At 69.1% G+C, this 25890-nt stretch carries 20 protein-coding genes (1 of these 20 cut by a window edge); 7 read left to right on the forward strand and 13 right to left on the reverse strand.

All coding sequences use genetic code 11. From position 1 onward, the window contains the following. The 3 genes in view from E5F05_RS15830 to E5F05_RS15840 are tightly spaced (at most 27 nt apart) and all read right to left on the reverse strand, a layout consistent with a single transcriptional unit that may run on beyond the window. Nucleotides 1-162, reverse strand: the 5' portion of a protein-coding gene (locus E5F05_RS15830; RefSeq protein ID WP_129119611.1) for a DUF1905 domain-containing protein. 123 nt of this gene lie to the left of the window's left edge; 162 of the gene's 285 nt are visible here — the first part of the coding sequence; the start codon lies at nucleotides 160-162; its stop codon lies off the left edge, out of view. Beyond that, the gene (locus E5F05_RS15835; RefSeq protein WP_129119612.1) at nucleotides 152-685 is read right to left on the reverse strand and encodes a DUF2721 domain-containing protein; all 534 of its coding nucleotides are present in this window, start codon (nucleotides 683-685) and stop codon (nucleotides 152-154) included. The genes E5F05_RS15830 and E5F05_RS15835 overlap by 11 nt, the downstream gene beginning before the upstream one ends. A 27-nt stretch (nucleotides 686-712) precedes the next feature. Further along, nucleotides 713-1183 carry a hypothetical protein gene (locus tag E5F05_RS15840; RefSeq protein WP_129119613.1) on the reverse strand — a complete coding sequence of 157 codons (471 nt, stop codon included), beginning with the start codon at nucleotides 1181-1183 and terminating at the stop codon, nucleotides 713-715. 76 nt (nucleotides 1184-1259) lie between these two features. Between E5F05_RS15840 and rlmN the strand changes: the two genes are divergently transcribed. The 6 genes from rlmN (at nucleotide 1260) to E5F05_RS15870 (ending at nucleotide 10412) form a co-directional block, all read left to right on the forward strand. After that, nucleotides 1260-2291, forward strand: a complete 1032-nt coding sequence (rlmN, locus tag E5F05_RS15845; RefSeq protein WP_129119614.1) for a dual-specificity RNA methyltransferase RlmN — start codon at nucleotides 1260-1262, stop codon at nucleotides 2289-2291. A gap of 230 nt (nucleotides 2292-2521) precedes the next feature. After that, nucleotides 2522-4144, forward strand: coding sequence for a tetratricopeptide repeat protein (locus E5F05_RS15850; protein WP_129119615.1), 1623 nt, complete (start codon nucleotides 2522-2524; stop codon nucleotides 4142-4144). Next, nucleotides 4141-5427 carry an SPOR domain-containing protein gene (locus E5F05_RS15855; protein WP_129119616.1) on the forward strand — a complete coding sequence of 429 codons (1287 nt, stop codon included), beginning with the start codon at nucleotides 4141-4143 and terminating at the stop codon, nucleotides 5425-5427. The genes E5F05_RS15850 and E5F05_RS15855 overlap by 4 nt, the downstream gene beginning before the upstream one ends. Nucleotides 5428-5433: 6 nt before the next feature. Beyond that, on the forward strand, nucleotides 5434-6129 hold the full coding sequence (locus E5F05_RS15860) for a redox-sensing transcriptional repressor Rex (RefSeq protein WP_129119617.1): 696 nt from the start codon (nucleotides 5434-5436) through the stop codon (nucleotides 6127-6129). Continuing rightward, a complete protein-coding gene (locus E5F05_RS15865; RefSeq protein WP_129119618.1) occupies nucleotides 6126-6776 on the forward strand; it encodes a hypothetical protein in 651 nt (216 codons plus the stop codon). The genes E5F05_RS15860 and E5F05_RS15865 overlap by 4 nt, the downstream gene beginning before the upstream one ends. Further along, on the forward strand, nucleotides 6777-10412 hold the full coding sequence (locus E5F05_RS15870) for an Ig-like domain-containing protein (RefSeq protein ID WP_129119619.1): 3636 nt from the start codon (nucleotides 6777-6779) through the stop codon (nucleotides 10410-10412). Nucleotides 10413-10468: 56 nt separating this feature from the next. On the opposite strand, the gene cpdB is transcribed toward E5F05_RS15870, so the two are convergent. The 7 genes from cpdB to E5F05_RS15905 form a co-directional block, all read right to left on the reverse strand. Continuing rightward, nucleotides 10469-12355: a 2',3'-cyclic-nucleotide 2'-phosphodiesterase gene (gene cpdB, locus E5F05_RS15875; RefSeq protein ID WP_129119869.1), complete on the reverse strand. Its 1887-nt coding sequence runs from the start codon at nucleotides 12353-12355 to the stop codon at nucleotides 10469-10471. 44 nt (nucleotides 12356-12399) lie between these two features. Continuing rightward, entirely contained in the window at nucleotides 12400-13683 is a 1284-nt protein-coding gene (locus tag E5F05_RS15880) for an alpha-hydroxy-acid oxidizing protein (protein ID WP_129119620.1), read from the reverse strand. A gap of 25 nt (nucleotides 13684-13708) precedes the next feature. Further along, the gene (locus E5F05_RS15885) at nucleotides 13709-14368 is read right to left on the reverse strand and encodes an FAD-binding oxidoreductase (protein WP_129119621.1); all 660 of its coding nucleotides are present in this window, start codon (nucleotides 14366-14368) and stop codon (nucleotides 13709-13711) included. A gap of 51 nt (nucleotides 14369-14419) precedes the next feature. Beyond that, on the reverse strand, nucleotides 14420-15862 hold the full coding sequence (locus E5F05_RS15890; RefSeq protein WP_129119622.1) for an FAD-binding oxidoreductase: 1443 nt from the start codon (nucleotides 15860-15862) through the stop codon (nucleotides 14420-14422). Nucleotides 15863-16022: 160 nt separating this feature from the next. Next, nucleotides 16023-17300 carry a glycolate oxidase subunit GlcF gene (glcF, locus tag E5F05_RS15895; RefSeq protein WP_129119623.1) on the reverse strand — a complete coding sequence of 426 codons (1278 nt, stop codon included), beginning with the start codon at nucleotides 17298-17300 and terminating at the stop codon, nucleotides 16023-16025. 85 nt (nucleotides 17301-17385) lie between these two features. Further along, nucleotides 17386-18561 (reverse strand): MFS transporter, encoded by a 1176-nt coding sequence (locus E5F05_RS15900; protein WP_164973510.1) that lies wholly within the window; start codon nucleotides 18559-18561, stop codon nucleotides 17386-17388. Between the two features lie 224 nt (nucleotides 18562-18785). Further along, a complete protein-coding gene (locus E5F05_RS15905) occupies nucleotides 18786-19598 on the reverse strand; it encodes a pyruvate, water dikinase regulatory protein (protein WP_129119625.1) in 813 nt (270 codons plus the stop codon). 179 nt (nucleotides 19599-19777) lie between these two features. Here E5F05_RS15905 and ppsA point away from each other — a divergent pair, with 179 nt between their 5' ends. Further along, entirely contained in the window at nucleotides 19778-22177 is a 2400-nt protein-coding gene (gene ppsA / locus E5F05_RS15910) for a phosphoenolpyruvate synthase (protein ID WP_129119626.1), read from the forward strand. 73 nt (nucleotides 22178-22250) lie between these two features. Here the strand turns inward: ppsA and E5F05_RS15915 are convergent, their stop codons facing one another. The 3 genes from E5F05_RS15915 to E5F05_RS15925 form a co-directional block, all read right to left on the reverse strand. Beyond that, a complete protein-coding gene (locus E5F05_RS15915; RefSeq protein ID WP_241687188.1) occupies nucleotides 22251-23414 on the reverse strand; it encodes a branched-chain amino acid ABC transporter substrate-binding protein in 1164 nt (387 codons plus the stop codon). Between the two features lie 96 nt (nucleotides 23415-23510). Then, nucleotides 23511-24587, reverse strand: coding sequence for a DNA polymerase IV (gene dinB, locus E5F05_RS15920; protein WP_129119628.1), 1077 nt, complete (start codon nucleotides 24585-24587; stop codon nucleotides 23511-23513). A gap of 10 nt (nucleotides 24588-24597) precedes the next feature. Next, entirely contained in the window at nucleotides 24598-25809 is a 1212-nt protein-coding gene (locus E5F05_RS15925; RefSeq protein WP_129119629.1) for a 23S rRNA (cytosine(2499)-C(5))-methyltransferase, read from the reverse strand. Between the last annotated feature and the right edge of the window lie 81 nt (nucleotides 25810-25890).

The raw sequence follows: 25890 nt of genomic DNA on the forward strand, positions 1-25890 counted from the left end.
GGTTGCGCCGATCCAGGCCTGCACCGGAATCATCCCCCAGCCGTACGTCACGAGCTTTGAGGCGGCTTGCAGATCGTGGCATGGCTCTGCCGGAACGGTCACGAAGTACCAGGGGGCAGGGCCACGCCAGTACCAGAGGGGGCCGCTGAACTCAAGATTCATGACGCAGCTTACCGGAGGGTTCGTGGTCGCCGTACAGCTCCGCGTAATGCTGGCCGAGGTCCACCAGAAACCCCATCTCCTCCTGGGTGGTGCGGGCGGAGAGGCGGGTTTCGAAACTCAGGAGCAGGGCCGCGTAGGCGAGGGCCGCCGCCCCCAGCAGCGCGAGGACGACGGGCGGGGGGCCGGGGGGATTGCCGAGCAGGGACGCTCCGCCGATCAGGATGCTGGTCAGCACCAGCAGGGCCACGGCCAGATACAGCGAGGTCATCGCCCGCTGGAGGATACGGGTGCGGCGGGTCAGGCGCGGGAGTTGCCGGATGATCATGCGTTTTTCCTCGCGGGCGAGGGCCTCCTGCCTGCCCTCGGCACTGACCAGCACCTTGAAACGGGCCGTGAGGTGACGCACGCGGTCGGTGGCGCGGCCCAGGCGCGTGCTGGTGCTCATGATCAGGGTCCCCGCGCCGCTGATCAGCACGGCGGGCGTGATCATCGCCGTCAGGACGCTGAGGTTGGGGTCGGCCATGCCTTCAGGGTACGGTGTGGGGAGGAGTTAGCGGGAACCGCCGCAGATGCCGCCGGTGCGCGGGGGGCAGAGGCCGTCGCTGACGCCGAAGTTCCCCTTCTCGTCCCCGGTGATGACGAGGCGGATAGGTTGGGAATCGCGGTGAAGCTGCGTGCTGCTGGCCGTACCGTGATCGTCCACGACATGAATGACCAGGGTGCCCCGTGCAGGAAGGCGGCCCGCCCAAGTCAGCTTCTCCCCTGCGCGAATGGGGCGGCTGTTCAGATTGACGACTTCCCCCTGCGGCGTGACGGCTGTGACCAGGATCTGAAGCGGGCCACCGGGCTGCGTGCGGGTGCGGGAAAGGTTCACCTCCACGGTGAATGGCACCGCCTCACCCGTAAAACGCACGGTGTCGGCAAAGGGCATCAGCGGGGGCAGGCCACCTGCTCCCCCTGCCAGAGCAGGCGCGGCGAGAGCGGCAAGCAGGGTCAGGGTCAGGGGGAAACGTGGGCGCATGTCCCTCAGCCTACCTCCCCTCACGAACGTGCCCCATGCCCCTCCCCCACCCCGCCTTACCCGGTAGACTTTCCTGATGCAGCTTCTCCTCGACCTTCACCCCGACCGGTACCCGCTTGAGGGCTTCCGGCAGCGGCAACTGCTGGAGTGGGTGTTCGTGCAGGGCGTCGGCACCTTCGGCGCCATGACGAACCTGCCCGCGGAGGTGCGGGCCGACCTCGCCGCACGCTACACCCTGAATCCCTTCCGCGAGATCGAGACGGTACGCAGCGCGGACGGCTCGGTGAAGTACCTCTTTACGCTGCTCGACGGGCGGCAGATGGAGGCGGTCTACATGCCCTACCTCGACCGCAAGACCATCTGCGTGTCCACGATGGTCGGGTGCCCCGCCAAGTGCGCCTTCTGCGCGACGGGCGCGATGGGCTTCGGGCGCAACCTGACGCCGGGCGAGATCGTGGGGCAGGTGCTGGCGGTGGCGGGCGGTGAGGGCCTCGCGCCGCGCGAGCTGCGGAATCTGGTGTTCATGGGCATGGGCGAGCCACTGCTGAACTACGAGCACACCATGCAGGCGGCCCGCATCCTGCTGCACCCCCAGGCGCTCGGCATGAGTAAACGCCGGGTGACGCTCAGTACCGTGGGCTTGCCCAAGGGCATCCGGCGGCTGGCGGCGGAGGACGACCTGGGCATCAAGCTGGCGATCAGCCTGCACGCGCCGGACGAGGCGACCCGGCAGCGCATCATCCCCACCGGGCACCGCAACTCCATCGCGGAGATCATGGCGGCGGCGCGGGAGTATCAGGCCGTGACGGGCCGCCGGGTGACCTTCGAATACTCCATGCTGCGCGGCGTGAACGACCATCTCTGGCAGGCGGAGGAACTGGCCGAACTGCTGCGCGGCCTGGTCAGCCACGTGAACCTGATCCCGATGAATCCCTGGGACGGCTCGGGCTTTGAAAGCAGCACCGAGGAGGAGATCCAGGCCTTTTACGACGTGCTGGCCGGGCGCGGCGTGGACGTGAGCGTGCGCCGCTCGCGGGGCAAGGACGCGGGCGCGGCCTGCGGACAACTGGCCTTGAAACGGCCTGGGGCCGCCCCCGCTCCGGCCTGAACCCCGCCTTCTGCCTGTCTATGCCTCCCGCGTCCGGGAGGCCTTTTTGTTGTCGCCTTGACGCCGCCCGTCCCGGAATGAGGCGCGTGAGGAAGATGAACGTGCTTGCGGTCACACGGCCCGCCTGAGCATGAGAGAATTACAGCGCCCAGCGCATCCCAAAGCGCGTAAGGGTTCAGACAGAGCTCGGTCGCTAGCCTTTTCACGTTTCCCCTCAGGAGGCTCCTCCGGTGACCCAACCCAACCTCAAGGTGCTGCTTGGCCTGCTGCTGGCCACCTCTCCCGCCGCCTCGGCCCAGACGCTGCTCGATACGTCGGCGGCCATCTCCGTCCAGAACACGTTGCAGCAGACAGGAACACCGGTCAGGCCACAGGTGCCCACGCTGCCGTCCCCGGCGGCCACGCCGACCGGGACGAACAGCCCCAGCCCGGCCGCTGCCCCGGCGCCCCCCCCACCTCCGCCCTTCACCGAACAGCAGCAGGCGGCGCTCACGCAGGCGCAGACCGCGCTGGGCGCCGGGCAGTTGCCGCAGGCCCGCACGCTGTTCGAGCGCCTGATCGCGCAGAACTACCGGCAGCCCGAACCGCATTTCGGCCTGGGCCTGACGCTGCTGGCCCAGGGCAACCTGAAGGGCGCGGCCTTCGAGTTCACCCAGCTGGTCACCCTCGCGCCCGGTCGCCCTGAAGGGCCGTACAACCTGGGCGTGATCGCCACCCGTGAAGGCCGCTACGCCGACGCGCGGCGCCTCTACGGCGAGGCGGCCGCCCTCGCCCGCACCCAGGCCAGCCCCGCCACCCAGCGGCAGGTGCTCGAAGCCCTGGCCGCCGAACAGACCCGCGCCGGAGAGTTCGCGGCCCTGAGCGCCACCCTGGCTGAGATCACGGCGCTCGATCCCCAGGACGTGGACGCCCAGTTCCGGCTGGCGCAGGCCCAGGTGCTCGCCGGTCAGGGCGCCGCCGCGCTGCCCGGTGCCTACGCCGTGCTGGAGCGCCAGCCGCAGCGGCTGGACGCGGCCCTGCTCGTCGCGGACATCTACCTGGGCCAGGGGCTGCCGGACCGGGCGGTGCGCGAACTGGACACCGCCGCCGGGCGCGTCAAGACTGGCGGGGACCGGGCCGCCCTGCTGCTCCGCAAGGCGGACATCCTGGCCACGCGGGGGGACACGCGGGGAGCGGTTCTCGCCGCGCAGGCCGCGACCCGCGAGGACGGCCGGAGCGCCGCCGCGTTCGCGCGCCTGGCCGAACTGCACACCCAGCGCAACGACCGCCCCGCCGCGCTCGCCGCCTACCAGAAGGCCACGGCGCTCGCGCCGCAGAATGCCGCGTACTGGACCGGCCAGGCGGCGGTGCGGCTGGCGCTGGGGCAGATCGCGGAGGCGGCCCGGGACGCCGCGCAGGCCCAGCGCCTGAGCCCCGACCCGGCGACCCTGGCCCGCGCCCAGTTCGTGCAGGGGGTCGCGGCGTACCGCCAGGGCCAGTACGGTCCGGCGCGGGCCGCGCTGCGCTCCAGCACCCTCAAGGCGCCCAGTGCCAAGGCATACCTGTGGCTGGGCCTCAGCGCCTACGCCCTCAAGGACTACGCCGGGGCCGCGACCGCTCTGGGCGAGAGCGTGAAACTGAACCCCACACCCACCGCGCGGCAGAACCTCGCGTCGGCGCTGCTGGCCTCCGCCCGCTACGCCGAGGCCGAGGCCATCTTGCGCGGTCTGGTCAGCGACAACCCGGGAAGCGGCGAGGCGTGGTACCTGCTGGGCCTCGCGCAACGCGCCCAGGCCCGTGAACCCGAGGCCCGCCAGTCCTTCAAGACCGCCGCCCATCTGGGGAACACCCAGGCGAAGGGAGCACTGAAATGAGCCGCACGGAGAGCAAACCCCGCCGCTGGCCGGACCTCCTGATCGGCCTGCTGGTGCTGCTGCTGCTCGCGGGTTTCGCGTCCCTGCTGCTCGGCCAGCGCCGTTCACAGGTCGCCCAGGCCCCGGCCGCGCCCGTCACGGAACCGGCCCCGGTGCCGGAGAGCCCCAGCGCCGATATCCCCGCCGCCCCCGGCACCGACCTCACCCCGGACAACAACGGGGCAACCGCTCCCGCAGCCTCCACCCCGCCTGCGGACACGAGCGGGACGGATCAGGGCAACACCGCCAGCAGCCAACCGGGCACCTCGGCCCCGGCCTCCCAGCCGGACCACAGCACACAAACGTCCAGTCCAGCAGCGACCAGTCCAGCGACGGCGCCTGCGGCAGCTCCCCGGACAGACACGGCCTCCTCCAGTTCGCCTGCGACCAAGCCGGAAGAGACGCCGACGCCGGGCACGACCCCCCCGCCCGCAGCCTCCGGCAACGCGCCGACCAGCAACGGCGTCCCGGTGGTGCCCGCCGAACCCATCCCGGCGGCCCCCGCCGCGCCCCCTGTCCCCGCAGTCACGTTGACGCCTCCGCCGGTCAACCCCACGGTGCCAGCCCCAGCACAGCCGTCCGCCTCACCCCGGGCCGGGGGAGCGGTGGCCACCAGCGAGCAGCGGATGCCCCTGCGCAGTGACTACCGCATCAGCCTGGGCACGTTCGCCTCGACCGACGCTGCGCAGAGCCGCACGCAGGGTGTCCGCGATCTGGGGTACACCATCTACCCCATCGACGTGGGGAATCAGGTCGTCGCGCAGGTCGGCCCCTTCGCGGACGAGGCGACGGCCCGGCAGGCCCTGAGCGACATCCACCGCGTCTACCCCCGGGCGCTCCTGTACGCTCCCCGCCACCGCACCCTGACGGAGAACAGCGAGAGCGGGAGCAGTAGCAGCAGCGGCAGTGACACCAACGGGACCGCCAGTGAACCGGACCGCACCGCTGCCCCGGCGTCTCCCACCCCCACCACCCCGGCGCCCAGTGAGGCCACGGCTCCGGCCGCCGCCTCGCCTGCCCCCGCTCCCAGCGGTCCGGTTTACCTCCAGGTCGGGGCCTTTGACCGGGTGGAGAGCGCGCAGACCCTGGTCGGCCAGCTCCGCGAGCAGGGGTACGCGCCCACGGTGAACGCCCCCGAGGGCCGCAAGGTCACCGTGCTGATCGGTCCCTTCAGCGGCGCGGCCCTGACCAGCGCCGAGGAGAAGCTGGACGCGAACGGCTTCGACCACTTCCGGGTCCGGTGAGCGGCGATGACCGGCATTCCGACCGCGACCATCAGCAGGCTCGTGACCTACCTGCGCATTCTGGAAGGGCTGGAGGCGCAGGACGTGAGCCGCACCAGCAGTGGCGACCTCGCCGAGCGGGCCGGGGTCACCGCCTTCCAGGTCCGCAAGGACCTCGCCTACTTCGGGCGCTTCGGCACGCGCGGCATGGGGTACACCGTGCCGATCCTCAAGCGCGAGCTGCTGCGGGTGCTGGGCCTGAACCAGACCTGGAACGTGGTGATCGTCGGCCTGGGCCGCCTGGGTCAGGCCATCGCCAACTACCCCGGCGCCAGCGACTACCAGTTCCAGTACGTGGGCCTCTTCGATGTGAACCCAGAACTGATCGGCCAGAACGTGCGCGGCCTGCCGGTGCGGCACGTGGATGAGCTGCGCGAGTTCACCCGGACCACCCGGGTGGACATGGGCTTTCTGGCCGTGCCGCCCGAACGCGCCCAGGACGCTGCCCAGAGCCTCGCCGACGCGGGGGTGCGGGGGATTCTGAACTTCGCGCCCACCGTCATCCAGCCGCGCACCCTGGAACGGTCCGGCCAGCAAGAAATCAGTGATGAATGGCGTGCTGTGATTGTGGAGAACGTGGATTTCCTGGCGGGGATGAAACGCCTCGCCTTTTACATCCTGAACCCGCATCTCAGCACCGTGGATACAGAGGAGACTGAATGAGAAAACTGGGACTTTTCGCCCTTCCCCTGCTGCTGGCCGCCTGCGGCGGGACTGGGCCGAGCCTCGGTCAGGCCTTTTCCGCCCAGGCTGGGGTGTCCGGCGCCCAGGTGGACGTGACCATCGTGCGCGTCTACGACAAGGCCACCGGAGCCTTCAAGTACAACGAAACCGAGTATCGCCTCACGCAGCCGCAGGTGACCTTCACCATTCTGGCGGGCAGCGTCGGGGGCCGGGTCACCGGCGCACAGGTCACGGTGAACGACCAGAGCGGCAACCGCTATGCGGACGTGAACGGCCAGTACATCCAGAACTTCAACGCCCGGCTGAAACAGGGGTATGCCTGCCCCGACTCCTCGGGCAATGCGGCGCCCGGCTCTGATCCCGACACCTGCGCGGCGGCCAGCCGTGTCCCCATCACCCGCCAGCAGACCTTTCCCGAGGCCAACAATAACGGCACCATTCAACTCGTTACCCCCCGTATTGCCGAGTACGCCGTTCAGGACTGCGTGGACGGCTCCTGCCCTGCCAACCTCAGCATGGACGTGACCTTCAGTGTCACGGACGACCTCAACCGCGCCCAGACCGTCAGCGTCAGCAAGGCCCCCATCGTCGTGTACCGGGTCAGCGACACCCGGAGAGAGGAATAAATGCCCGACCGCCTGCCCCGCCCCCTGCACCGAAGTCCCGTTCTCTGGTTGCTCACTGCTGCCCTCACCGCCTGCGGAGGCGGGGGCACTCCCGCCGCGGGGGAGAACGGCAGCAACAAGCTGCCCGAGATCGTCGTGCGCGGCCCCGAGGGCAAGGCGCTGACCGCGGACAGCTACATCGCCAGTGGCGAGAGCCTCACCCTGAACGTCTCGGACCTTGACGGCAGCATCAAAAAGGTCAGCTACGTGATCGACCGCGGCACCGGCAGCGAGCGCGGCGGCGACCTGACCCCAGCGGGAAAGATTACCCTGCCCCTTCCGCCCTTGGCAGGCGGCCCGCACACCCTGGTGGTCACCGCCACCGATAACGCGGGCGGCGTCGGCACGGCCGAAGCGGCCTTCCGCATCGATGCCGCCGCCCCCACCCTCGGTGGGATCACCCTCAACGGCAAGGCCATCACGCCGGGCAGCACCACCACCCTCAGCAGCGGGGACGCTGCGGCCCTCCAGGTCAGCGCCAGCGACACGCGCGGCGACGCGGCCAACACCCCCGCTCCCGTCACCCTCCGCATTCTGGAAGGCACCCAGGTTCGCGCCAGCGGGAGCGGCAGCGTCAGCGCCGACCTCAGCAAGAACGCGGACGGCAGTGCCCGGACCGCCGGGACCGCCACCTTCACCATCGAGGCCCAGGACAGCGTGGGCCACACCACCCGCAGCACCTTCACGCTGAATTTCCTGGCGGCCACCGGGGGCGAAACCACCACCCCCACCTTCACCTGGCTGGCACCTACCAGCAGCTATGTGAATGGTCGCGTCCCGGTGCAGGCCCAGGCCGTCCGCAACGGGGTCGATCTCAGCAGCAGCATCAGCTATAGCGTCACCTGCGGCGCCATCGAAACCGGCAGCGGCCAGGCCAGCTGGGCCCTCGGCCCCACCTGTACCGACGGAAGCCAGCAGACCATCACGGCCACCGTCAGCGACGGCGGCAAGACCTACACCGCCCGCAAGACCGTCACGGTGGACAGCAGCGCCCCCACCGTGCAGATCACCGGCCCGCAAGCGGGGCAGACCTTCACGCAGAATCCGGTCACCGTCAGCGTGGTGGCGACCGACGCGATCAGCGGGGTGGACCGCGTGGTGGTCGAGGCCAGCAGCGACGGCGACAAGACCTACAGGCCGGTCGGCGTCGTCACAGGCGCCGAGGGCAGCGTCACCTGGGCACCCACCAACGGCACTTATACCCTGCGCGCCACGGCCACCGACAAGGCTGGCAACAAGACCGAGACGACACTCGGTCAAGTCCTGGTCGCCCTGACGAGTTCGAGTGCCATCACGCCGGATGTCCCCAGCGTCAGCGCCAAGGCGCAGGCGTCCAGCAACCCGGTGTATGTGCGCGGCCTGGGCAGCCTAACCGGAAGCGCCACCAGCACCTCGGGCCTCCTCAGCGGCCAGTTGCTGGTGGACGGGCAGACTCAGGGGACGCCGACGGCGGCCACCGACGGCCAGAAGGTGTCGTTCAGCCTCGACTTCGACGCACCGAACGTCACCGAAGGGCTGCACGACCTGGGTATTCGCTGGAATGACAAGGCGAATGCCACCGTGGACAGCCCCAAGGTCAGCGTGTTCGTGGACAGGACGGCGCCCATCGTGAAGTGGAATACCCCCACGAGCGGCACCGTCACCAACAGTGCCCCCATCAACCTGAACGCCACCGCCACCGATGCCGCGTCCGGTATCGCCAGCATCACGTACAGCGTGAACGGCCAGGCCGTCCCGGATGCCTGGCAACCCGCCAGCGAGGGGGGCTTCACCGTGACCGCCACCGCCACCGACAAGGTCGGCAACACGGGGACACAGACCACGACGGTGACTTACGACAAGACCGGCCCGGTCATCACGGCCACCAGCCCCGCGAACGGTCAGGAATTCAGCACCGCGCCTGTCACGATCAGCGCCACCGCCAGCGACAACCTGACGGGCGTGAGCAGCATCGAGGCGACGGTCCAGGGACCGAAGGACAGCGCACCGAGCACACTGGGCATCCAGCAGGGCAGCAAGTACACCGCTGCTTACACGCCCGTCGACCCCGGAACGTACACTGTGAAGTTCCTTGCGCTGGACGCGGCGGGTAACGCGGCAACGGTAGAAACCCGGACGTTTGTCTATAACGTGACGACGACTCCGACGGAAAAAGCGCCCGCGCCGATTCTGGGTGTCGTGGGAAGCAGCCCCTACACCGGCAACATGAGCGTCAATGTCTCGGGGAACTTCGACACCAACAGTCAGGTGGACCGGATGATCCTTCAGATCACGGACGCAAAAGGGGTCATCGACAACACCACGTACATCACCGGTCAAGCGCAGGCCAGCTTCAGCGTGGACACGACGAAGTTCGCCAATGGTGATCTCAGGCTCCAGGTCATCGCCTACACGAAAACGGGTCTGCGGGGCACCAGCAACGTCACCACCGTCCAGGTGAAGAACGTCATCAATCCTGTGATTGCCGTCGCGGCGCCATCGAACGGCGCGGCAGTCAACACGCCCACTGTTCCAGTCCGCGTGACGATCACCAAGAGTGGAGACACGAATTACACGTTCGATCCGGCGTCCCTGACCGTTGATCTCCTTGACTACCGTGGTCAGTTGCTGGAGACGAGAACAACCACCACGGTTCCGCAGGAGCAGGCAGTGACATGTACGCCGAGTGCGGACGGTGCCACGCACACGTGTGACACCAGCTTTGACATGGCAGGCATGCCCGCCGATACGTACACCATCCGCGCGACAGCGAAGGCCGTGGTGGACGGTGCGGCGACAAATCCTCAGATCTTGAAGACGGAGAGCAAGTTCACCTCGAATACTGTCAGCGTGAACCCACCGGCCTCTGTGATTCGCTTCCCGACCGCCATTACCAAGACGGATAACACGCGGGCGCCTGCCAGGGTGGACAGCGGTTCCGGCTTCTTTGCCACGGTTAGCGACAACACGGCCGTGCAGTACGTCGAGGCGCGGATAGTGGGCCCCTTCGCGGAAGGCAATATCGAAACTGATGGCACCAAGCAGTGTCAGGCCAGCGGCAGCGTCCTCACAGGTGAGTCAGCAGTCAACGTGCTAGTGCTGAATGTTCCCGGAGCGAACTTGCCTCCTTATCAAACGCAGGACGTGTTCATTCCCAGCCTGGATATTGACGGTTCCACGTATGTACCCAATAGCAAATCAGGGCAACGCTATGACCTACGTGTGACCGTCGCGGACTCGGAAGGCAACAGGAACATTCAGTGCGTGCCTGTTCGTATCGAGCGTGGGCTGGCCCGGCCAGATTACCAGCAGGGCAGCACAAAAACGGCCAACCCGGCCCCTGGCGAATTGAATCCCTCGAGCGGAAGATGGTATCTGGATAATGTCCCCGCCAATTCCCGCGTTGTTGCAGTGTTCTATGCGAATGGAAAGCAGGTGGGAACCAGTTTCATTGCCAATACCGATGGAAAGCGTATCGAAGTCTCTCAATCCTTTGCCGATGTTGGTACTTATCAAGTGAAGTGGCTGATTGAAGACATGGACGGACTGTCAAAGTCTGCCGGTGTCGTCACCTCAAAGGAAGGTGACTACATCGAGGTTGCACGCAACCCCAAATAAGCCCTAAAGGAAACGCCCCACCCGTGGAGAGGTGGGGCGTTTCCATTTCGCCTTGCTCAGAACTTGATCAAATACTCCGCGAACCCGTCATCCCGCGTCCGCAGCAGCGTCGCTCCGGCGGGCAGGTTCTTCTGGGCGTTGGGGCTGCTGACGTACAGCAGGGTCGCGCCGGGGATGGGCGTGAGCTTCCAGTTGCCGTCAGCGGTGGGGTTCACCGTCTTCTGGTCCATGAAGTACTTGATGATGGCCTGGCGCGTCTCATCGGGGGCCTGGAGGATGATGTTCTTGCCGTTCAGGCCGGGGAAGTTGCCGCCACCCGAGGCGCGGTAGTTGTTGGTGGCGACCACGAACTGCGCCCCTGGGTCGATGGGCTTGCCCTGGTACATCAGATTCTTGATGCGGTGGGCATCCGGGTTCACCACCTCGCCCTTGCTGTTGTAGCGCGAGGGCTGCGTCACGTCGATCTCGTAGGTGACGCCGTCGATCACGTCGAAGTTGTAGGTGGGGAAGCTGTCGTCGACGAGCGCCTGGGGTTCGGTCTTGCTGGGGTCGATCTGCTTGAACTGCCCGGCGCTGCGCTCCAGCCATTCCTGAAGCTGCGCGCCGTTCACCAGCACGGCCTGAACGGTATTGGGGTACACGTACAGGTCAGCCACGTTCTTGATGGCGAGCGTCCCGGCGGGGATGTCGGTGTAGTAGCTGGCCCCGCCCCGGCCCCCGGCCTTGAAGGGCGCGGCGGCGGACAGCACCGGCAGGTCCTTGTACTGGGTGTTCGCCAGCGCGGCCTTCACGTAGGCGGTCTGCGCATTGCTGACGAGCTGCACGCTCGGGTCGTCCTGCACCAGTGCCCAGTAGGAGGTGATGGGGGCGGCGAGGTCGGCCACCTTGGCGCGCACATACGCCAGCGTCCCCTCGTGGGCCTGCTTGACCGCATTGGCGATGCGCGGGTCGGGCGTGACCAGGCTCTTCTTGGCCGCCTTGTCCCAGATGGGGCGGATGCTGGCGGTGCCGTCCACGACCGTCCACTTCTGATTCTTGCGGTCGTAGTCCAGCTTGAGGTCCACGATCCCCAGGTCGCTGCCCCAGAACCCGGCCATCACGACGGGCTTGCCGTTGATGGTGCCCTTGGTGATGTCCGCGCCGGGGATGCTCTTGTACACCGGCCCGGGGAACTCCTGGTGGCTGTGGCCGCTGAGGACCACGTCGATGCCGGGCACCTTGGTGAGTTCGGTGGCGGCGTTTTCCTGGCCGGGCTGGTAGTCGGCGCTGATGCCGGTGTGCGCGACCGCGACGATGATGTCCGCGCCCTGCGCCTTCATCTGCGGAACGAACTTGCGGGCGGCCTCCACGATGTCGGTGGTGACGATCTTGCCGTCGAGGTTGGCCTTGTCCCAGTTGACGATCTGCGGGGGCAGGAAACCGATCACGCCCACGTTGAGGACGTAGGGGCGGCCCGTGGTGTCGTAGACCACCCGGCGCTGGATCAGGTAGGGCGTGAAGGCGTTCTCGCCGGGCTTGCCGGTGCCGTCGTCCTTGTAGGCGTTGGCGCTGACGATGGGCATGGGCGCGGCGGCGATCACCTGCTGGAGAAAGGGCAGGCCGTAGTTGAACTCGTGGTTGCCGAGGTTGCCCGCGTCGTACTTCAGGACGCGCATCGCGGCGTGCATGGGGTGGAGCTGCCCGGGCTTCAGCGGCTGCACCCGCGCCACGAAGTCGCCCAGCGGGTTGCCCTGGATCAGGTCCCCGTTGTCGTACAGCAGCGTGTTGCGCTTCTCGTCGCGGGCCTGCTTGATCAGCGAGGCGGTGTACTCCAGGCCGAACTCGCCGGTGGGCTTGTCCTGGTAGTAGTCGTAGCCCAGCGCACTGGTGTGCAGGTCGGTGGTTTCGAGGATACGCAGGTCCACGGTCTGCGCGCCCGCCGCTCCCAGGAGCAGGGCCGTCATCAGGGCAAGTTGCTTACGCACGCCCCGTAGAATACGCCGCCCGCTCAGGGATGTGTAGACGAGGCCAGGTGTTGCGGCCCCAGGTCACGCGCCGCGCGCACCCCCATCAGCCCCAGCGTGAGGTCGAACTCGGCCAGCACGTTCTGAATGACCTCGCGCACCCCCGCCTCCCCCGCAATGGCGAGGCCGTAGGCATAGGGCCGCCCCAGCAGCACCGCCCGCGCGCCCAGGGCGAGCGCCTTCGCCACGTCCGACCCGGTACGGACACCGCTGTCGAGCAGCACGGGGAGGTCACCGGCCGCCACGACCACGCCGGGCAGCGCGTCGAGGGCGCCGATCTCGCCGTCGATCTGACGGCCACCGTGATTGCTGACGATCAGGCCGTTCACGCCCCGGCGCACGGCCTCGCGGGCATCGTCGGGGTGGAGGATGCCCTTGAGGAGGATGGGGAGGTCCGTCCACTGGCGCAGGCGGCTCACGTCATCCCAGCCGAGGTCGGGGCGGGTGTAGGTGGCGGTGAAGCGGGCGGCGGCGGCCTGCATCTGTTCCAGGCTGAGGCCGAACTTGCGGCCCTTCGCGGCGAGTTCGGCCCCGGCCCGCAGCAGGGCGGGCGTGCGCGGGGGCTGGACGGTGGGGGCGGGGAGGGGCCCGGCATCAGGCACAGTCAGCCGCGAGCGGAACACCGGGTCGCTGAGGTACTGCGCGATGCCGCGCCCGCGCAGGAAAGGCAGGCTGCCCAGGTCCAGGTCACGCGGGCGCCACCCCAGCAGCGTCGTGTCGAGGGTCAGCACGATGGCCTGGGCGCCGCAGGCCTCGGCGCGGCGCACGAAGGAACGGGTCACCTCGTCGTCGGTGCCCCAGTAGAGCTGGAACCAGCGGGGCGAGTCGCCCATCGCCGCCGCGCAGACCTCCATCGGCACCGACGCCTGCGAGCTGAAGATGAAGGGGACGTTCTCCGCCGCTGCCGCGCGGGCCACCGCGAGGTCGGCTTCCGGATGCGCGGCCTCCAGCACGCCGATAGGAGCGAGGAGGAGGGGCGCGGCCAGGGTGTGCCCCAGCACCTCCACGCCGAGGTCACGTTCGCGCGAGCCGCTCAGGCGGCGCGGCAGCAGGCGCACCCGCTCGAAGGCGGCGAGGTTGGCGCGCATGGTGCGTTCGGCCCCCGCTCCGCCCGCGATGTACGCGAAATCCGCCGCGCCGAGTTTGGCCTGGGCCGCTGCCTGAAGCCGTTCCGGGGCCACGGGCACGGCGGGCCGCTCGCCGCCCAGACCGCGCACGTACACCCGTGTCTGCCGTGCCCGTCCCGGTCCGGTTCCGATGTTGGTCATGGGTCAGGATAGAACGCTTGCTGCTTCAGAGGCTGGCCGCCACCCGCGCGAACAACGGGGGCATCGGGGGCACCCCCCCGCCGTTTACCCAACCGAAGCGGCGATCCCGCAGCGGGCCGCCCTCCCCTACCCCGAGGCCGTCCGGAAAGCGGGCCCTGAGGTCCAGAAGCTCCGTGACTTCCCACGCTCCCGGCAATACCCCCAGCGCCCGCTCCACCTCACGCGCGTGGCCGAAGTGCATCAGGTGAACCTCCTCGCCGTCCTGCCAGGCGAAACGGGCGGTGAGGTGGCCGAGAGCCGCCAGGGAACCGGGCGCCGCGACGTGCCGTGCGTGGGGGCCGGGGCGCAACCTCAGCGTCACCTCCAGCGCCTCGCCCAATGCCCCGAAGCTTCCGACGAAAGGCCGGGTCAGGTCGTAGCCCTGCACGTTCTTCACGGTTCGCCCGCCCGCCCGGATCACACCGCCCGAGGGCGCCCGGAAGGTCACGCCCAGCACCTCGGCGCCGAAGAAGAAGGTCTGAGCGAAGCCGCCGCGCGACACGAGGCCCCCCACGCCGCCCGGCAACTCCACCGGCGGAAAGGGCGGGAACAGCCCCGCCGGGAGCGCGGCGTAAACCTCCAGCAGCCCGGTGTCGCCGCTGACGATGACGGTCTGGTCGCTGGGCGAGAGGTCAAGGATGGGCATGGAGCCTCCTGTGGAGGGGCAGTGGGGAGTGGTCAGTGGTCAGTGGAAGGGTCACGGGTGAGCCTCGTCTGCAAGTTCCTCCGGCAGCACCTTGCCGGGATTCAGCACCCCTGCCGGGTCCAGCGCCCGTTTCACGTCCCACAGGGCCTCCAGTGTCACCGGGTCCACCGCCTCACGCATGAAGGGGCGTTTCATGGTGCCGATGCCGTGTTCTCCGCTGAGGACGCCGCCGTGGCGGATGGCGACCAGGGCGATCCGGTGGGCGAGGTCGTGGACGGCATCGGGCGACTCGCGGCGGGGGTCGAAAAGGATGTTGGGGTGCAGGTTCCCGTCCCCGATGTGTCCGAACTGGACGACGTGAAAGCCGCTGGCGTCGCCCAGCGCACGAATCTCGCGCACCACCTCCGGCAGCACGGAGCGCGGCACCACGATGTCCTCGTTCATGCGCTGCGGGCGGATGCGGCCCAGCGCGGGGCTGACGCTGCGGCGGGCCTGCCAGAGGGCGGCGCTCTCGGCATCACCAGCGGCGCGGCGCACGCTGCCCCCGGCTGCCAGGCAGGCGGCCTCCACCAGCGCGCGTTCCTCCTCCACCGTTTCCAGGTCGTCGCCGTCGGTGTCCACCAGCAACAACGCCCCCGCCTCCCGTGGCAGGCCGAGGTGCAGGAAATCCTCCACGGCGTTGAGGCAGGCGTGGTCCATGAATTCCAGCTTGCCCGGCACGGCCCCGGCCGCAATCGCCGCGCTGACCGCCTCGGCACAGGCGCCCACTTCCGCGAAACTCGCCATCAGCGTCCGGGTGAACTTCGGGGGCGGGGTCAGGCGCAGGGTGGCCTCGGTGATCAATCCGAGCGTCCCCTCCGAGCCGATCAGCAGCCCGGCCAGGTCGTAGGCGTCGCGGGTCAGCTCGTGGACTTCCCCGTCCGCGTCCACGAATTCCAGCGCCCTGACGTAATCGCCGCTCACGCCGTACTTGAAGCACAGCGGCCCGCCCGCGTTCTCCCCCAGATTGCCGCCGATGGTGCTGGTGCGGAAGCTGGCCGGGTCGGGGGGGTAGATCAGACCGAAGGGCCTTGCCTTCTCCGTCACCGCCAGCGTCACCACACCCGCCTGCGCCCGCACCTCGCGCCGCTCGGGGAAGATGTCCAGCCGGGTCATGCGGGTGAAGGAGATGACGAGTCCCGGCAGGGCCGGAGCCGCCCCGCCCGAAAGGCCGCTCGCCGCGCCGCGTCCCACGATGGGCACGCCCGCCGCCCGCGCCGCCCGCACCGCCGTCACCACGTCCGCCGTGCTCTCCGGCAGCACCACCGCGAGCGGCGTCGCCCCGAACTGGATCGCGTCATAGCGGTAATTCCGCCGCTCGGAGAGGTTGGAAAGCACTTTTTTGGGGCCAAGCAGGCGGGTGAGTTCGGCGGCGAGTGGGTTGTCCGGCGAGCCATTGGAGCGGGGCTTGGGGGCGGGGGAAGCGGGCGAGAGAGCGACTTTTTGGGGGGTCATAGGTCGCCTTCGGCTCCCGGGAGTGGGCAGTGGGAAGTGGTGAGTGGGAAAGGACGGGCGAACGCCTGAAGCCTCCGCTCTTCAGCCTTCCACAAGCCACAAGCCACAGGCCACAAGCCAGAACACCACTCACCACTTCCCACTACCAACCGACCTCCTCTCACAACTCCCCCCGGTACGCCAAATCGAGCACTTCCACCGTATGCAGCACCGGCACCCGGCTTCCCTGCCGCCGCACATGGCTCTGAATCTGCGTGTGACAGCCGATATTGCCGCTGGCGATCAGGTCGGGCGTGATGGAGAGGATGTTCTTCGCCTTCCGCACGCCGAGCTGGTTCGCCAGTTCGGGCTGTTCGAGGTTATACGTTCCCGCCGAACCGCAGCACAGGTCGCCTTCGGGCACCTCCAGGACCGTCAGGCCGGGAATGGCGCGCAGGAGTTCGCGGGGGGCGGCGCGGACGCCCTGGGCGTGGGCGAGGTGGCAGGCGTCGTGGTAGGCGACGGTGAGGGGGCGGGAGGTGGGGAGGAAGGGTTCCAGTTCGCCGTCCCGCAGCAGCCCCGCCAGAAATTCGCTGATGTCCTGCACTTTCGCGGCGAAGGCCCGCGCCTGCGCCTCGTCTTCGAGGCCGTGCAGCACCACCGGGTATTCCTTGAGGCCCGCGCCGCAGCCCGCCGCGTTGCTGAGAATCGCGTCGTAGTCGTCGGGATCGAAGGCAGCGAGGTTCTGGCGGACGAGCCGCAGCGCCTCCTCCCGCGCACCGGTGTGCAATGCGGCGGCCCCGCAGCAGCCTTGCCCTTCCGGGATCACGACCTCGATGCCGCTCCGGGCCAGCACGCGCAGGGTCGCGGCATTGAAGTTGGGCGCGAGGGCCTGCTGGGCACATCCGGCCAGGAAGGCCACCCGGCCCCGGCGTTGGCCCTTCGCGGGCGTGACGGTCGGGCTAGGCTGCATCGCCGGGACATGTTCGGGCAATAGGTCGAGCGGCGCCCGCAGCGCGGCGGGCAGCACGGGGGCGAGCGGCTTGGCGTACTGCCCCACCCGCGCGGCGAGACTGAACACCCTGGGGGCGGGGAGAATCTTCAGGATGGCGGCCCGCTTGGCCCGGTCCAGCGGCGAACGCTCGCGCTGGGGTTCCGACCAGCCCCGGAAGGAGGTGATCAGTTCGCCGTAGGGCACGCCGCTGGGGCAGGCCGTCACGCAGCCCTGACACCCCAGGCAGCGGTCCAGGTGCGGGGCGGCGTCCGCGAGGGTCAGTGTTCCTTCCAGCACCTCCTTCATCAGCACGATGCGTCCGCGGGGGCTGTCCATCTCGTCACCCAGGACCGCGTAGGTCGGGCAGGCGGGCAGGCAGAAGCCGCAATGCACGCAGGCGTCCACCGCATGCGCCATCACCTCGCCCTGCGGCCCGATGGCCTGCACGGGAATGTCGTTGTTCACGGCCCTGCTCCAGTGGATACAGCCCTCATCGCTGACAAGATAGGCGCGCGGGGCGGGGGAAAAAGGGAGATATGTAGGCGAGCCGTCAGCCCGGCCGCAGCCGGGGCAGGCCAACGAGCAGGGCCAGAGGTCCGGCCAGCAGGCACCACAGGGCCGTCTCCAGGCCGAAGCGCTCCGCGACCGCGCCCAGCAGTAGCGGCACGGCTCCGCCCACCATGCCTGCAACGCTGCCCAGCGCCATCACGGTGCCGCTCCGTTCGGGCAGGCTGGCATACAGCCTCGCCTGCAAGACGGCGTACCACCCGGCGTTCAGCAGGCCCAGCAGCCCCAGCAGGGCCAGCTTGGCGATCACCTGCGGCGCGAGCAGGAAGGCCGGGAACACCGCCGCCGTGACCAGCGCGCTCAGGCGCAGGTACCGGACGCCGGGCACGCGCTCCAGCAGCGGCAGCACCAGCACGTCCCCCACCAGCCCCACCCCGGTAAACACCGCCACCGCGAGGCCTCCCATCCCCGGCGTCGTCCCCACCGTATCCACAAAATACAGGGCGAGAAAGCCGCGCAGCACGTCCAGCATCAGGTTCGCCGCCTCCAGCAGCAGGAGGGCCTGCCAGACCTCGCCCCGGCGCAGGGCTGCCCAGAGGCCCCGCACCGTGCCCCGCCATTCCAGAGGCACAGCAGGCTGGGAGGCCAGCGCCGCAGGCGACCTCCACGCCACCACCAACGCCACCCCGGTCAAGGCGGCCAGCCATCCGTACACGGGCCGCCACCCCAGGCCCAGCGTCAGGGCGAGGCCGACCAGCAGCGGGCCGACCACGTTGCCGACCGACCCGGCCAGCGACCAGCGCGCCATGTTCTGCTCACGGCGCGAAGGCTCGGCGTCCATCAACGCGGCCTGGGTAAGGCTGACGAACGCGCCCGAAGCCGGGTAGAACAGCCCCAGCGCGGCGAGCAGCGGCCAGAAGCCCCCCGCCCCGGCGAACAGCGCCAGCGAGGCCGCGAACACCAGGCCGCCCCCGAGCACGAGCGCACGCCGATACCCGAAGTCCGCCAGTACGCCGAGGACCGGCTCCACGAGGTTGGCGAGGAGGGCGGGCAGGCCCAGCAGCAGGCCCACCTCCAGATACGAGAGCGAGAGGTCATGGCGGACGAGAGGCCAGGCGGCCCCGGTCACCCCGTCCACCAGTTCGTCGAGCAGTTCGATGGTGAGCGCGGCGGCCAGAAACGCGAGCGGCAACTTCAGCAGACGTGGCGGGTGCGTCACGGGTTTTTCCCTTTCACGAGAGCGGCGTCGATCATCGGCGGCTCGTCGCAAAAGGGGTGGAGGCAGCCCCGTGAAGACCGGCAGCCCGGAGGGGCGACCGACCGTAGGGGCACGCAGGCCTTACCAGGGCGGGAACGTCATAGGACAGTGTAAGCCGTCAGCGATCAGCAGCGGAGGCCAGAGCTGAAGCCTTCGCCTCTGACGGCTGAAAGCTGACCGCTCCCTCACCCCCGCCGGACCTGCGCCAGAATTCCCGCCGCGATCTCCTCCACGCTGGCGCTGGTGGTGTCGCGGACGGGAATCCCCGCGCGCTGGAAGAGGCGTTCGGCGCGGCGGACCTCGTGTTCGCACTGCTCCAGGCTGGCGTAGCGGCTGTTCGGCTTGCGCTGGGTACGGATGGCGTGCAGGCGGCGGGGATCGATGGTCAGGCCGTGCAGCTTGGTGCGGTAGGGTTCCAGGGGAATCGGCAAGGACTCGCGCTCGAAGTCGTCCTCGGCGAGCGGATAGTTGCTGGCCCGGATGCCGTGCTGGAGGGCCAGGAAGAGGCTGGTGGGCGTCTTTCCGGCGCGGCTCACGCCGACCAGGATCACGTCCGCCAGCCCGTACTGGCGGTCGCCCAGGCCGTCGTCGGTGGCGAGGGCGAAGTCCAGGGCGTCCATGCGGGCGAGGTAGCCGCTCTGGTCGTGCATGTCGTGGTAGCGGCCCACGCTGCGGGCAGCCTTGACTCCGAATTCCTCCTCCAGCACGCCGAGGCCGGGGCCGAGCAGGTCGAACACGCGGGCGGGGGCCGCCTCCAGCTCGCGCATCACGGCGGCGTCGGTGATCGTGGTGAAGATCAGGGGGCGCTCGCCCCGGTCCGCCAGCGCCGCGACCTCGCGGGCCACCCCCTGCGCGGCGGTCACGCTGGCGACGAAGGGCCGCTGGAGATACTTCAGGGGCTGGTCCGGAAAGTGCGCCAGCAGCGCGCGGGCGGTGTTCTCGGCGGTCAGGCCGGTGTGGTCCGAGACGATCAGAACCGTGCGGGCGTGCGGGGTCATGGGGGCAGGGTGACACGCGGGGGTGGGGGCCTGTCCAGATGGCTCAAGCCGGATGGATAAAGACTGTCCCCAGGCGGGGGGCAGACGGGACCGGGCCACCGGGTTAAGCTGTGGAGGCTTCAGAACACGAACCCCCGCCGTTTCCAGGGGCGGGAAGCCCACCTGCACGCGGAGGACGCATGGACATGATTCGCTGGTTCCAGACACTAAGGATGACGGACGTGGAGATCGTGGGCGGCAAGAACGCCTCCATCGGCGAGATGATCCAGGGCCTCGCCGGGGCCGGGGTGCGGGTACCGGGAGGCTTCGCCACCACCGCCGACGCCTTCCGCGCCTTCCTCGCCCACAACCGGATCGAGGAAAAGATCAACGCCAGGCTCGAAGCCCTGGACGTGAACGATGTGGTGGCTCTGGCCGCCGCCGGGAAGGAGATTCGCGGCTGGGTCGAGGAAGGTGAACTGCCCGCCGAACTGGAACAGGCCATCCGGGATGCCTACGCGCAGATGACCCAGGAGGCCGGGGGCACCGAGCCCGACGTGGCCGTGCGTTCCAGCGCGACCGCCGAGGATCTGCCCGAAGCCTCCTTCGCCGGGCAGCAGGAAACCTTCCTGAACGTGCGGGGCATTGACAGCGTGCTGCACCACGTCCGCCTCGTCTTCGCTTCTCTCTACAACGACCGGGCGATCTCCTACCGGGTCCACCACGGCTTCGCCCACGCGGAAGTCGCGCTGTCGGCGGGCGTGCAGCGGATGGTCCGCACCGATCTGGGCGTGAGCGGCGTGGCTTTTACCCTGGATACCGAGAGCGGCTACCGGGACGCGGTGCTCGTCACGGCGGCCTACGGGCTGGGCGAACTGGTGGTGCAGGGGGCGGTCAACCCCGACGAATACTTCGTGTACAAACCTGCCCTGAAGGCCGGAAAACGCGCGGTGCTGCGGCGCACGCTGGGCAGCAAGGCCCGCAAGATGATCTACGCCGAGGGCGGCGGTGTGGAATCGGTGGACGTGCCCGAGGAGGAGCGTCGCCGCTTCTGCCTCTCGGACGAGGACCTGACCGAACTCGCCCGCCAGTGCGTGACCATTGAGGATCACTACGGCCGCCCGATGGATATCGAGTGGGGCAAGGACGGGCGCGACGGTCTGATCTACATCCTTCAGGCCCGGCCCGAAACGGTGCAGAGCCGCGCCGGGCGCACGCTGGAACGCTTCGAGCTGCAAGGCAAGGGCGAAGTGCTGGTCGAAGGCCGCGCGGTGGGCAACCGTATCGGCGCAGGGACGGTGCGGGTGATCCGTGAGGTCAGCGAGATGGACCGGGTGCAGGACGGCGACGTGCTGGTGGCCGACATGACCGATCCCGACTGGGAACCGGTGATGAAGCGCGCCTCCGCCATCGTGACCAACCGGGGCGGGCGCACCTGCCACGCGGCGATCATCGCGCGTGAGCTGGGCATCCCGGCGGTCGTGGGCACCGGCAACGCCACCCGCGAGTTGCGGAGCGGTGATGAGGTGACGGTCAGTTGCGCGGAAGGCGACACCGGGTACGTGTACCAGGGCAAGCTCCCCTTCCGCGTGAACCGGGTCGAACTGGACGCCATGCCGGAAGTCGGCATGAAGATCATGATGAACGTCGCCTCGCCCGACCGCGCCTTCTCCTTCGCGGCGCTGCCGAACGAGGGCGTGGGGCTGGCGCGCGTGGAGTTCATCATCTCGAACGTGATCGGCATTCACCCCCGCGCGCTGCTCGATTACCCCGACGTGCCCGAGGACGTGAAGGCGCAGATCGAGGAGAAGACCGCCGGGTACGCCTCGCCGCGCGACTTCTTCCGGGAGAAGCTGGCCGAGGGCGTGGCGAGCATCGCCGCCGCCTTCGCGCCCAAGCCGGTGATCGTGCGCCTCAGCGACTTCAAGAGCAACGAGTACGCGCACCTGATCGGCGGCCCCGCCTACGAGCCGCAGGAAGAGAACCCGATGATCGGCTTCCGGGGCGCTTCCCGCTACCGTTCCGCCGACTTCGCCGCCGCCTTCGCGCTGGAGTGCGAGGCGATCCGCGAGGTCCGCGACGAGATGGGCCTGACCAACGTGCAGGTGATGATTCCCTTCGTCCGCACCGTGGGCGAGGCGCAGACCATCAACCGGATTCTGGAACAGAACGGGCTGAAACGCGGCGAGGCTGTGTCTGAAGGGGATGAGGGCCTCAAGGTCATCATGATGTGCGAGGTGCCCTCGAACGCCATCCTGGCCGACCAGTTCCTCGAACACTTCGACGGCTTCTCCATCGGCAGCAACGACCTGACGCAGCTTACGCTGGCGCTGGACCGCGACTCGGGGCTGGTGGCCGACCTGTTCGACGAGCAGAACGAGGCCGTCCTCGCCTTGATGAGCCAGGCCATCCAAGCTGCCAAGCGCCAGGGCAAGTACGTGGGCATCTGCGGGCAGGGACCCTCCGACCACCCGGCCCTCGCCCAGTGGCTGATGGAGCAGGGCATCGACTCGGTCAGCCTCAACCCTGACAGCGTGCTGAGTACCTGGCTGCACCTGGCGGGTGAAGGCGCCGGGGAGAGGGAGGCGGCGCGGACCTAGCCTCTCACCGACAGGAGCGGGACGACCCGTAGGCAGGTCGTCCCGCTCCTGTTCGCGCCGAATCAGCGGCCGGTCACTTCAGGCTCTCGGCACTCACTGTCTGCACTTTGGCGACCTGCGGCTGGAGAACGTCGTCGAAGCGCATGATCAGCACCCGCGAGTTCAGCCGCTCGCCGGTGTCCGAAAAGGCGACGGCGCCCGTGATGGTCGCGCAGCGGCTCTTGTCCGCCGTGAAGCAGGCGGGGAGGTTCACCTTGCGGACGGCGGCGCTGACCTGGGCGCGGGTCGGCAGCGCGCGGTTGCCCGTGGCCGCCGCCTTGATCGCGGCCAGCAGCGCGTTCGTCGCGTCGTAGGCATAGAGGGCCACGCCGCTCGGCTTGGTCTTGTAGGCCGCCTGATACCGGTCATTGAAGTCCAGCGCGTTGGAAAAGGCACTCACCGGCCCGAAGACCGTGCTGTACACGACGCCTGCCCCCGCGATCCCGGCCCGCTGGAGGAAGCTGGGCGAATCGAGGCCGTCCCCGCCCATGAAGGTCGCGGTGACGCCCGCCGCCCGCAGCGCCTTCACCAGTTGCGAGCCGGTGTCGTCCGTTCCCCCGAAATACACCATGTCGGCCCCGCTGGCCTTGACCCGCTTCACGACCTCGGCAATCTGGGCGGCGGTGGACGCGCCCGCATAGGCGGCCACCGGCACCTTGTGCTTCTTCAGATTGTCGAGGAGGGCCCGGGTCAGCCCGTTGCCGTAGGCCGTGTTGTCGGAGATCACGAAGACCGACGCGGCCTTCAGTTCGTCCGCGATGTAGCCCGCCGCCGCCACCCCCTGCGCGGCGTCCGGTGCGACGACCCGGTTGAAGTGCGTCCAGGCATTCTGCGTGAGCTGATCGTTGGTGCTGGCAGGCGAGATCATGGTGAGCCTGGCCGGGGCAAACGCCTGGGCCACCACGTTCGACACGCTGGAGTTCAGCGCACCGACCACGCCCAGCACGCTCTTGTCCGCCAGGACGGATTTGGCGATCTGCGGCGCCAGCGTCGCCGAGGCCTGGTCGTCATACGGCGCCAGGACCAGGTCATAGCCCAGCGCCTTGAAGGCCCCCGCCTGCTCCTGCACGGCCAGTTCGGCGCCGCGTTTGACCTCGCTGCCCATCGGCGTCAGGCTGCCGCTCAGCGGACTGACCGTGGCGATCTTGATGGTCGCGGCATTCGCCACCCCGGCCAGGAGCAGCGCGGAGAGGGCCACCTGCTTCAGCCTCTTACCCCTTGAACTTTGCATACTTCACAGTACGAATGCCAGATAACAGCACTCTTACATTCCTCACTTGTAAAGCTGAAGGGTTCAGTCCACCTGCTCGAACAGCCGGGGCGGTGGCTCGGTCGGCGGTCCCAGGCCCGAAACGGTGATGCCGACCAGCCGCACGCCGCGCCCCAGGATCAGTTCGCGGGTGACGAGGCGGGCGGCCACACGGGCCAGCGCCTCCGCCTCCCACACGGCATGGGGCAGGGACACGCGGCGCGTCACGGTGACCCGGTCATCGAACTTGAGTTTCAGGATCACCACGCGCCCCGCCAGGCCCGCCCGCACCAGCCGCCGCTCCACGTTCCGCGCCAGGTGGGGCAAGGCCGCCTGCACCTGCTCCGGCGTGTGAAGGTCATCCGCGTAGGTTTCCTCCGCACCGATGCTGACGGGGGCACGGTCCGGTTCCACGGGCCGGTCGTCCTGGCCGCGGGCGATCCAGGCGAAATGCTCCCCGATCCGCCCGAAGAGCCGGGTCAGTTGCTCGGGCGGTGCCGCGCGCAGGTCGGCCCCGGTGTGAATGCCGCACGCGGCGAGCTTGCGTGCCGTTGCCGGGCCGATGCCGTGAAAGTCGGCGGTGGGCAGCGAGGCGAGCAGCCCGTCCGCCTGTTCGGGCAGCAGCAGGGTCAGCCCGTCGGGTTTGTTCAGGCCGCTCGCCAGCTTGGCGAGGAACTTGTTCACGCTCACGCCCGCCGTCGCGGTGAGGCCGGTGCGCGCGTGAATCTCGGCGCGGATGCTCCCGGCGATCCGGGTCGCGCTCGGCCCGCCCGTCAGGGGTGCGGTCACGTCCAGGTACGCCTCATCCAGGGAGAGCGGCTCGACCAGCGGCGTGTAACGCAAGAAGACCTCGCGCACCTGCGCGCTCACCTCGCGGTAGGCCTCGAAGCGCGGTTCCACGACCCGCAATTCGGGGCAGCGTTCCAGCGCGCGGTAGAGGGGCATGGCACTCCGCACGCCGAAGGGCCGCGCCTCGTAACTCGCCGTGAGAACGACGCTGCGCTTGCCGCCCCAGGCGACCGCGACGGGCTGCCCGCGCAGGCGGGGATCGTCACGCTGCTCCACCGACGCATAGAAGGCGTCCATGTCCACGTGAATGATCTTGCGCGGCCTCTCCTCCACTTCGGCCCCGTCAGTCCAGTTGCAGGGAGATCGCCTTCAGATACTCGGCTTCCGGGAAACTCGCGTGGTGGTCGGGGGCGTGGCGGCTGGTCCGCAGTTCGCGCCATTTGCGGCCACTGCGCCGCGCGGCACCCCGCACCGCCTCGAAGAACTCGTCGGCACTGACGTGGGCACTGCACGAGGCGCTCACCAGCACGCCCCCGGGCGCCAGGCGGCGCAGGCCGTCCGCCGCCAGCTTGCCGTAGGCGCGAATGGCTCCCACCCGTTCTGCCTCGCGCCGCGCCAGGGACGGCGGATCGAGGATGATCAGGTCGAACTCGCGCTTCGTCTCCGCCAGCCACTCGAACACGTCCGCCTGCACCGTCTCGTGCCGCGCGGTGAGGCCGGGGTTCAGCGCGAAGTTCCGCTCGGCACTCGCCAGAGCATGTGGGCTGATGTCGAGGCTCACCACCTCCCGCGCCCCGCCCCGCGCCGCGTACAGGGAGAACCCCCCGGAGAAGGAAAAGGCATTCAGCACCCGCCGCCCCTTCGCCAGCGCCTCCACCCGGCGGCGGTTCTCGCGCTGGTCGAGGAAAAAGCCGGTCTTCTGCCCGCGCACCACGTCCGCCTCGAAGCGCAGGCCGGATTCGCGGAAGATGACCGGGCCGTCCGGCTCGTCACCCGCGAGCGTCTGACCATCACGCAAACCGGCCTCTTCTGCCAGCGCCACGATGTTGCGGCTGAGGCGCAGCACCACCCGGAACCCCGGAAAGCGTTCTGCCAGGAGTTCCAGCAACAGGGGCAGGTGCGGGAACCAGGCCGCCGTGTAGAGCTTCAGCACCAGCGTGTCCGCGTAGCGGTCCACCACGGCGCCGGGGAAGCCGTCCGATTCGCCGTTCAGCACCCGGTAACCGTCCGTCTCCGGGGCGAAGAGCGCGGCCCGCCGGAGCAGCGCCGCGTCCAGACGGGCCGCCCACCACGTCTCGTCCACGATCACGGGGAACCCCACGTGCAGCACCCGTACTCTCAGGGGGGAGTGCGGGTCGTACAGGCCCAGCGCCAGAAAGCGGTCGCGGCGGTCATACACCACCGCCAGTTCGCCCGCCTCTCCCTCGCGATTCTGCTCCCGCACGCTGGAGGCGTACAGCCAGGGGTGCCCGCCGCGCAACTGCGCTTCCGCCGCCGCCGTCACACGCAGGCGCAGGCGGGGGCGGGCAGGGGAAGTCGTCGCGAGGTCGGGCATCGGGAGGCAGGGTAGCGCAGGCAGAAGGAATGAAAAGGGGCGCGCCGGACCTTGCCTGGCACGCCCACAAAAGCCTTCAGC

This window comes from Deinococcus metallilatus (assembly GCF_004758605.1).
GTDB lineage: Bacteria > Deinococcota > Deinococci > Deinococcales > Deinococcaceae > Deinococcus > Deinococcus metallilatus.

What these genes read in the sequence shown, in the direction of transcription:
- ppsA (WP_129119626.1), top strand. Translation starts at nt 19,778, where the DNA reads ATGGACATGATTCGCTGGTTCCAGACACTAAGGATGACGGACGTGGAG.
- E5F05_RS15925 (WP_129119629.1), bottom strand. Translation starts at nt 25,809, where the DNA reads ATGCCCGACCTCGCGACGACTTCCCCTGCCCGCCCCCGCCTGCGCCTG.
- E5F05_RS15835 (WP_129119612.1), bottom strand. Translation starts at nt 685, where the DNA reads ATGGCCGACCCCAACCTCAGCGTCCTGACGGCGATGATCACGCCCGCC.
- E5F05_RS15885 (WP_129119621.1), bottom strand. Translation starts at nt 14,368, where the DNA reads ATGCCCATCCTTGACCTCTCGCCCAGCGACCAGACCGTCATCGTCAGC.
- E5F05_RS15880 (WP_129119620.1), bottom strand. Translation starts at nt 13,683, where the DNA reads ATGACCAACATCGGAACCGGACCGGGACGGGCACGGCAGACACGGGTG.
- E5F05_RS15870 (WP_129119619.1), top strand. Translation starts at nt 6,777, where the DNA reads ATGCCCGACCGCCTGCCCCGCCCCCTGCACCGAAGTCCCGTTCTCTGG.
- E5F05_RS15840 (WP_129119613.1), bottom strand. Translation starts at nt 1,183, where the DNA reads ATGCGCCCACGTTTCCCCCTGACCCTGACCCTGCTTGCCGCTCTCGCC.
- E5F05_RS15860 (WP_129119617.1), top strand. Translation starts at nt 5,434, where the DNA reads ATGACCGGCATTCCGACCGCGACCATCAGCAGGCTCGTGACCTACCTG.
- E5F05_RS15855 (WP_129119616.1), top strand. Translation starts at nt 4,141, where the DNA reads ATGAGCCGCACGGAGAGCAAACCCCGCCGCTGGCCGGACCTCCTGATC.
- E5F05_RS15905 (WP_129119625.1), bottom strand. Translation starts at nt 19,598, where the DNA reads ATGACCCCGCACGCCCGCACGGTTCTGATCGTCTCGGACCACACCGGC.
- E5F05_RS15890 (WP_129119622.1), bottom strand. Translation starts at nt 15,862, where the DNA reads ATGACCCCCCAAAAAGTCGCTCTCTCGCCCGCTTCCCCCGCCCCCAAG.
- cpdB (WP_129119869.1), bottom strand. Translation starts at nt 12,355, where the DNA reads ATGACGGCCCTGCTCCTGGGAGCGGCGGGCGCGCAGACCGTGGACCTG.
- E5F05_RS15865 (WP_129119618.1), top strand. Translation starts at nt 6,126, where the DNA reads ATGAGAAAACTGGGACTTTTCGCCCTTCCCCTGCTGCTGGCCGCCTGC.
- rlmN (WP_129119614.1), top strand. Translation starts at nt 1,260, where the DNA reads ATGCAGCTTCTCCTCGACCTTCACCCCGACCGGTACCCGCTTGAGGGC.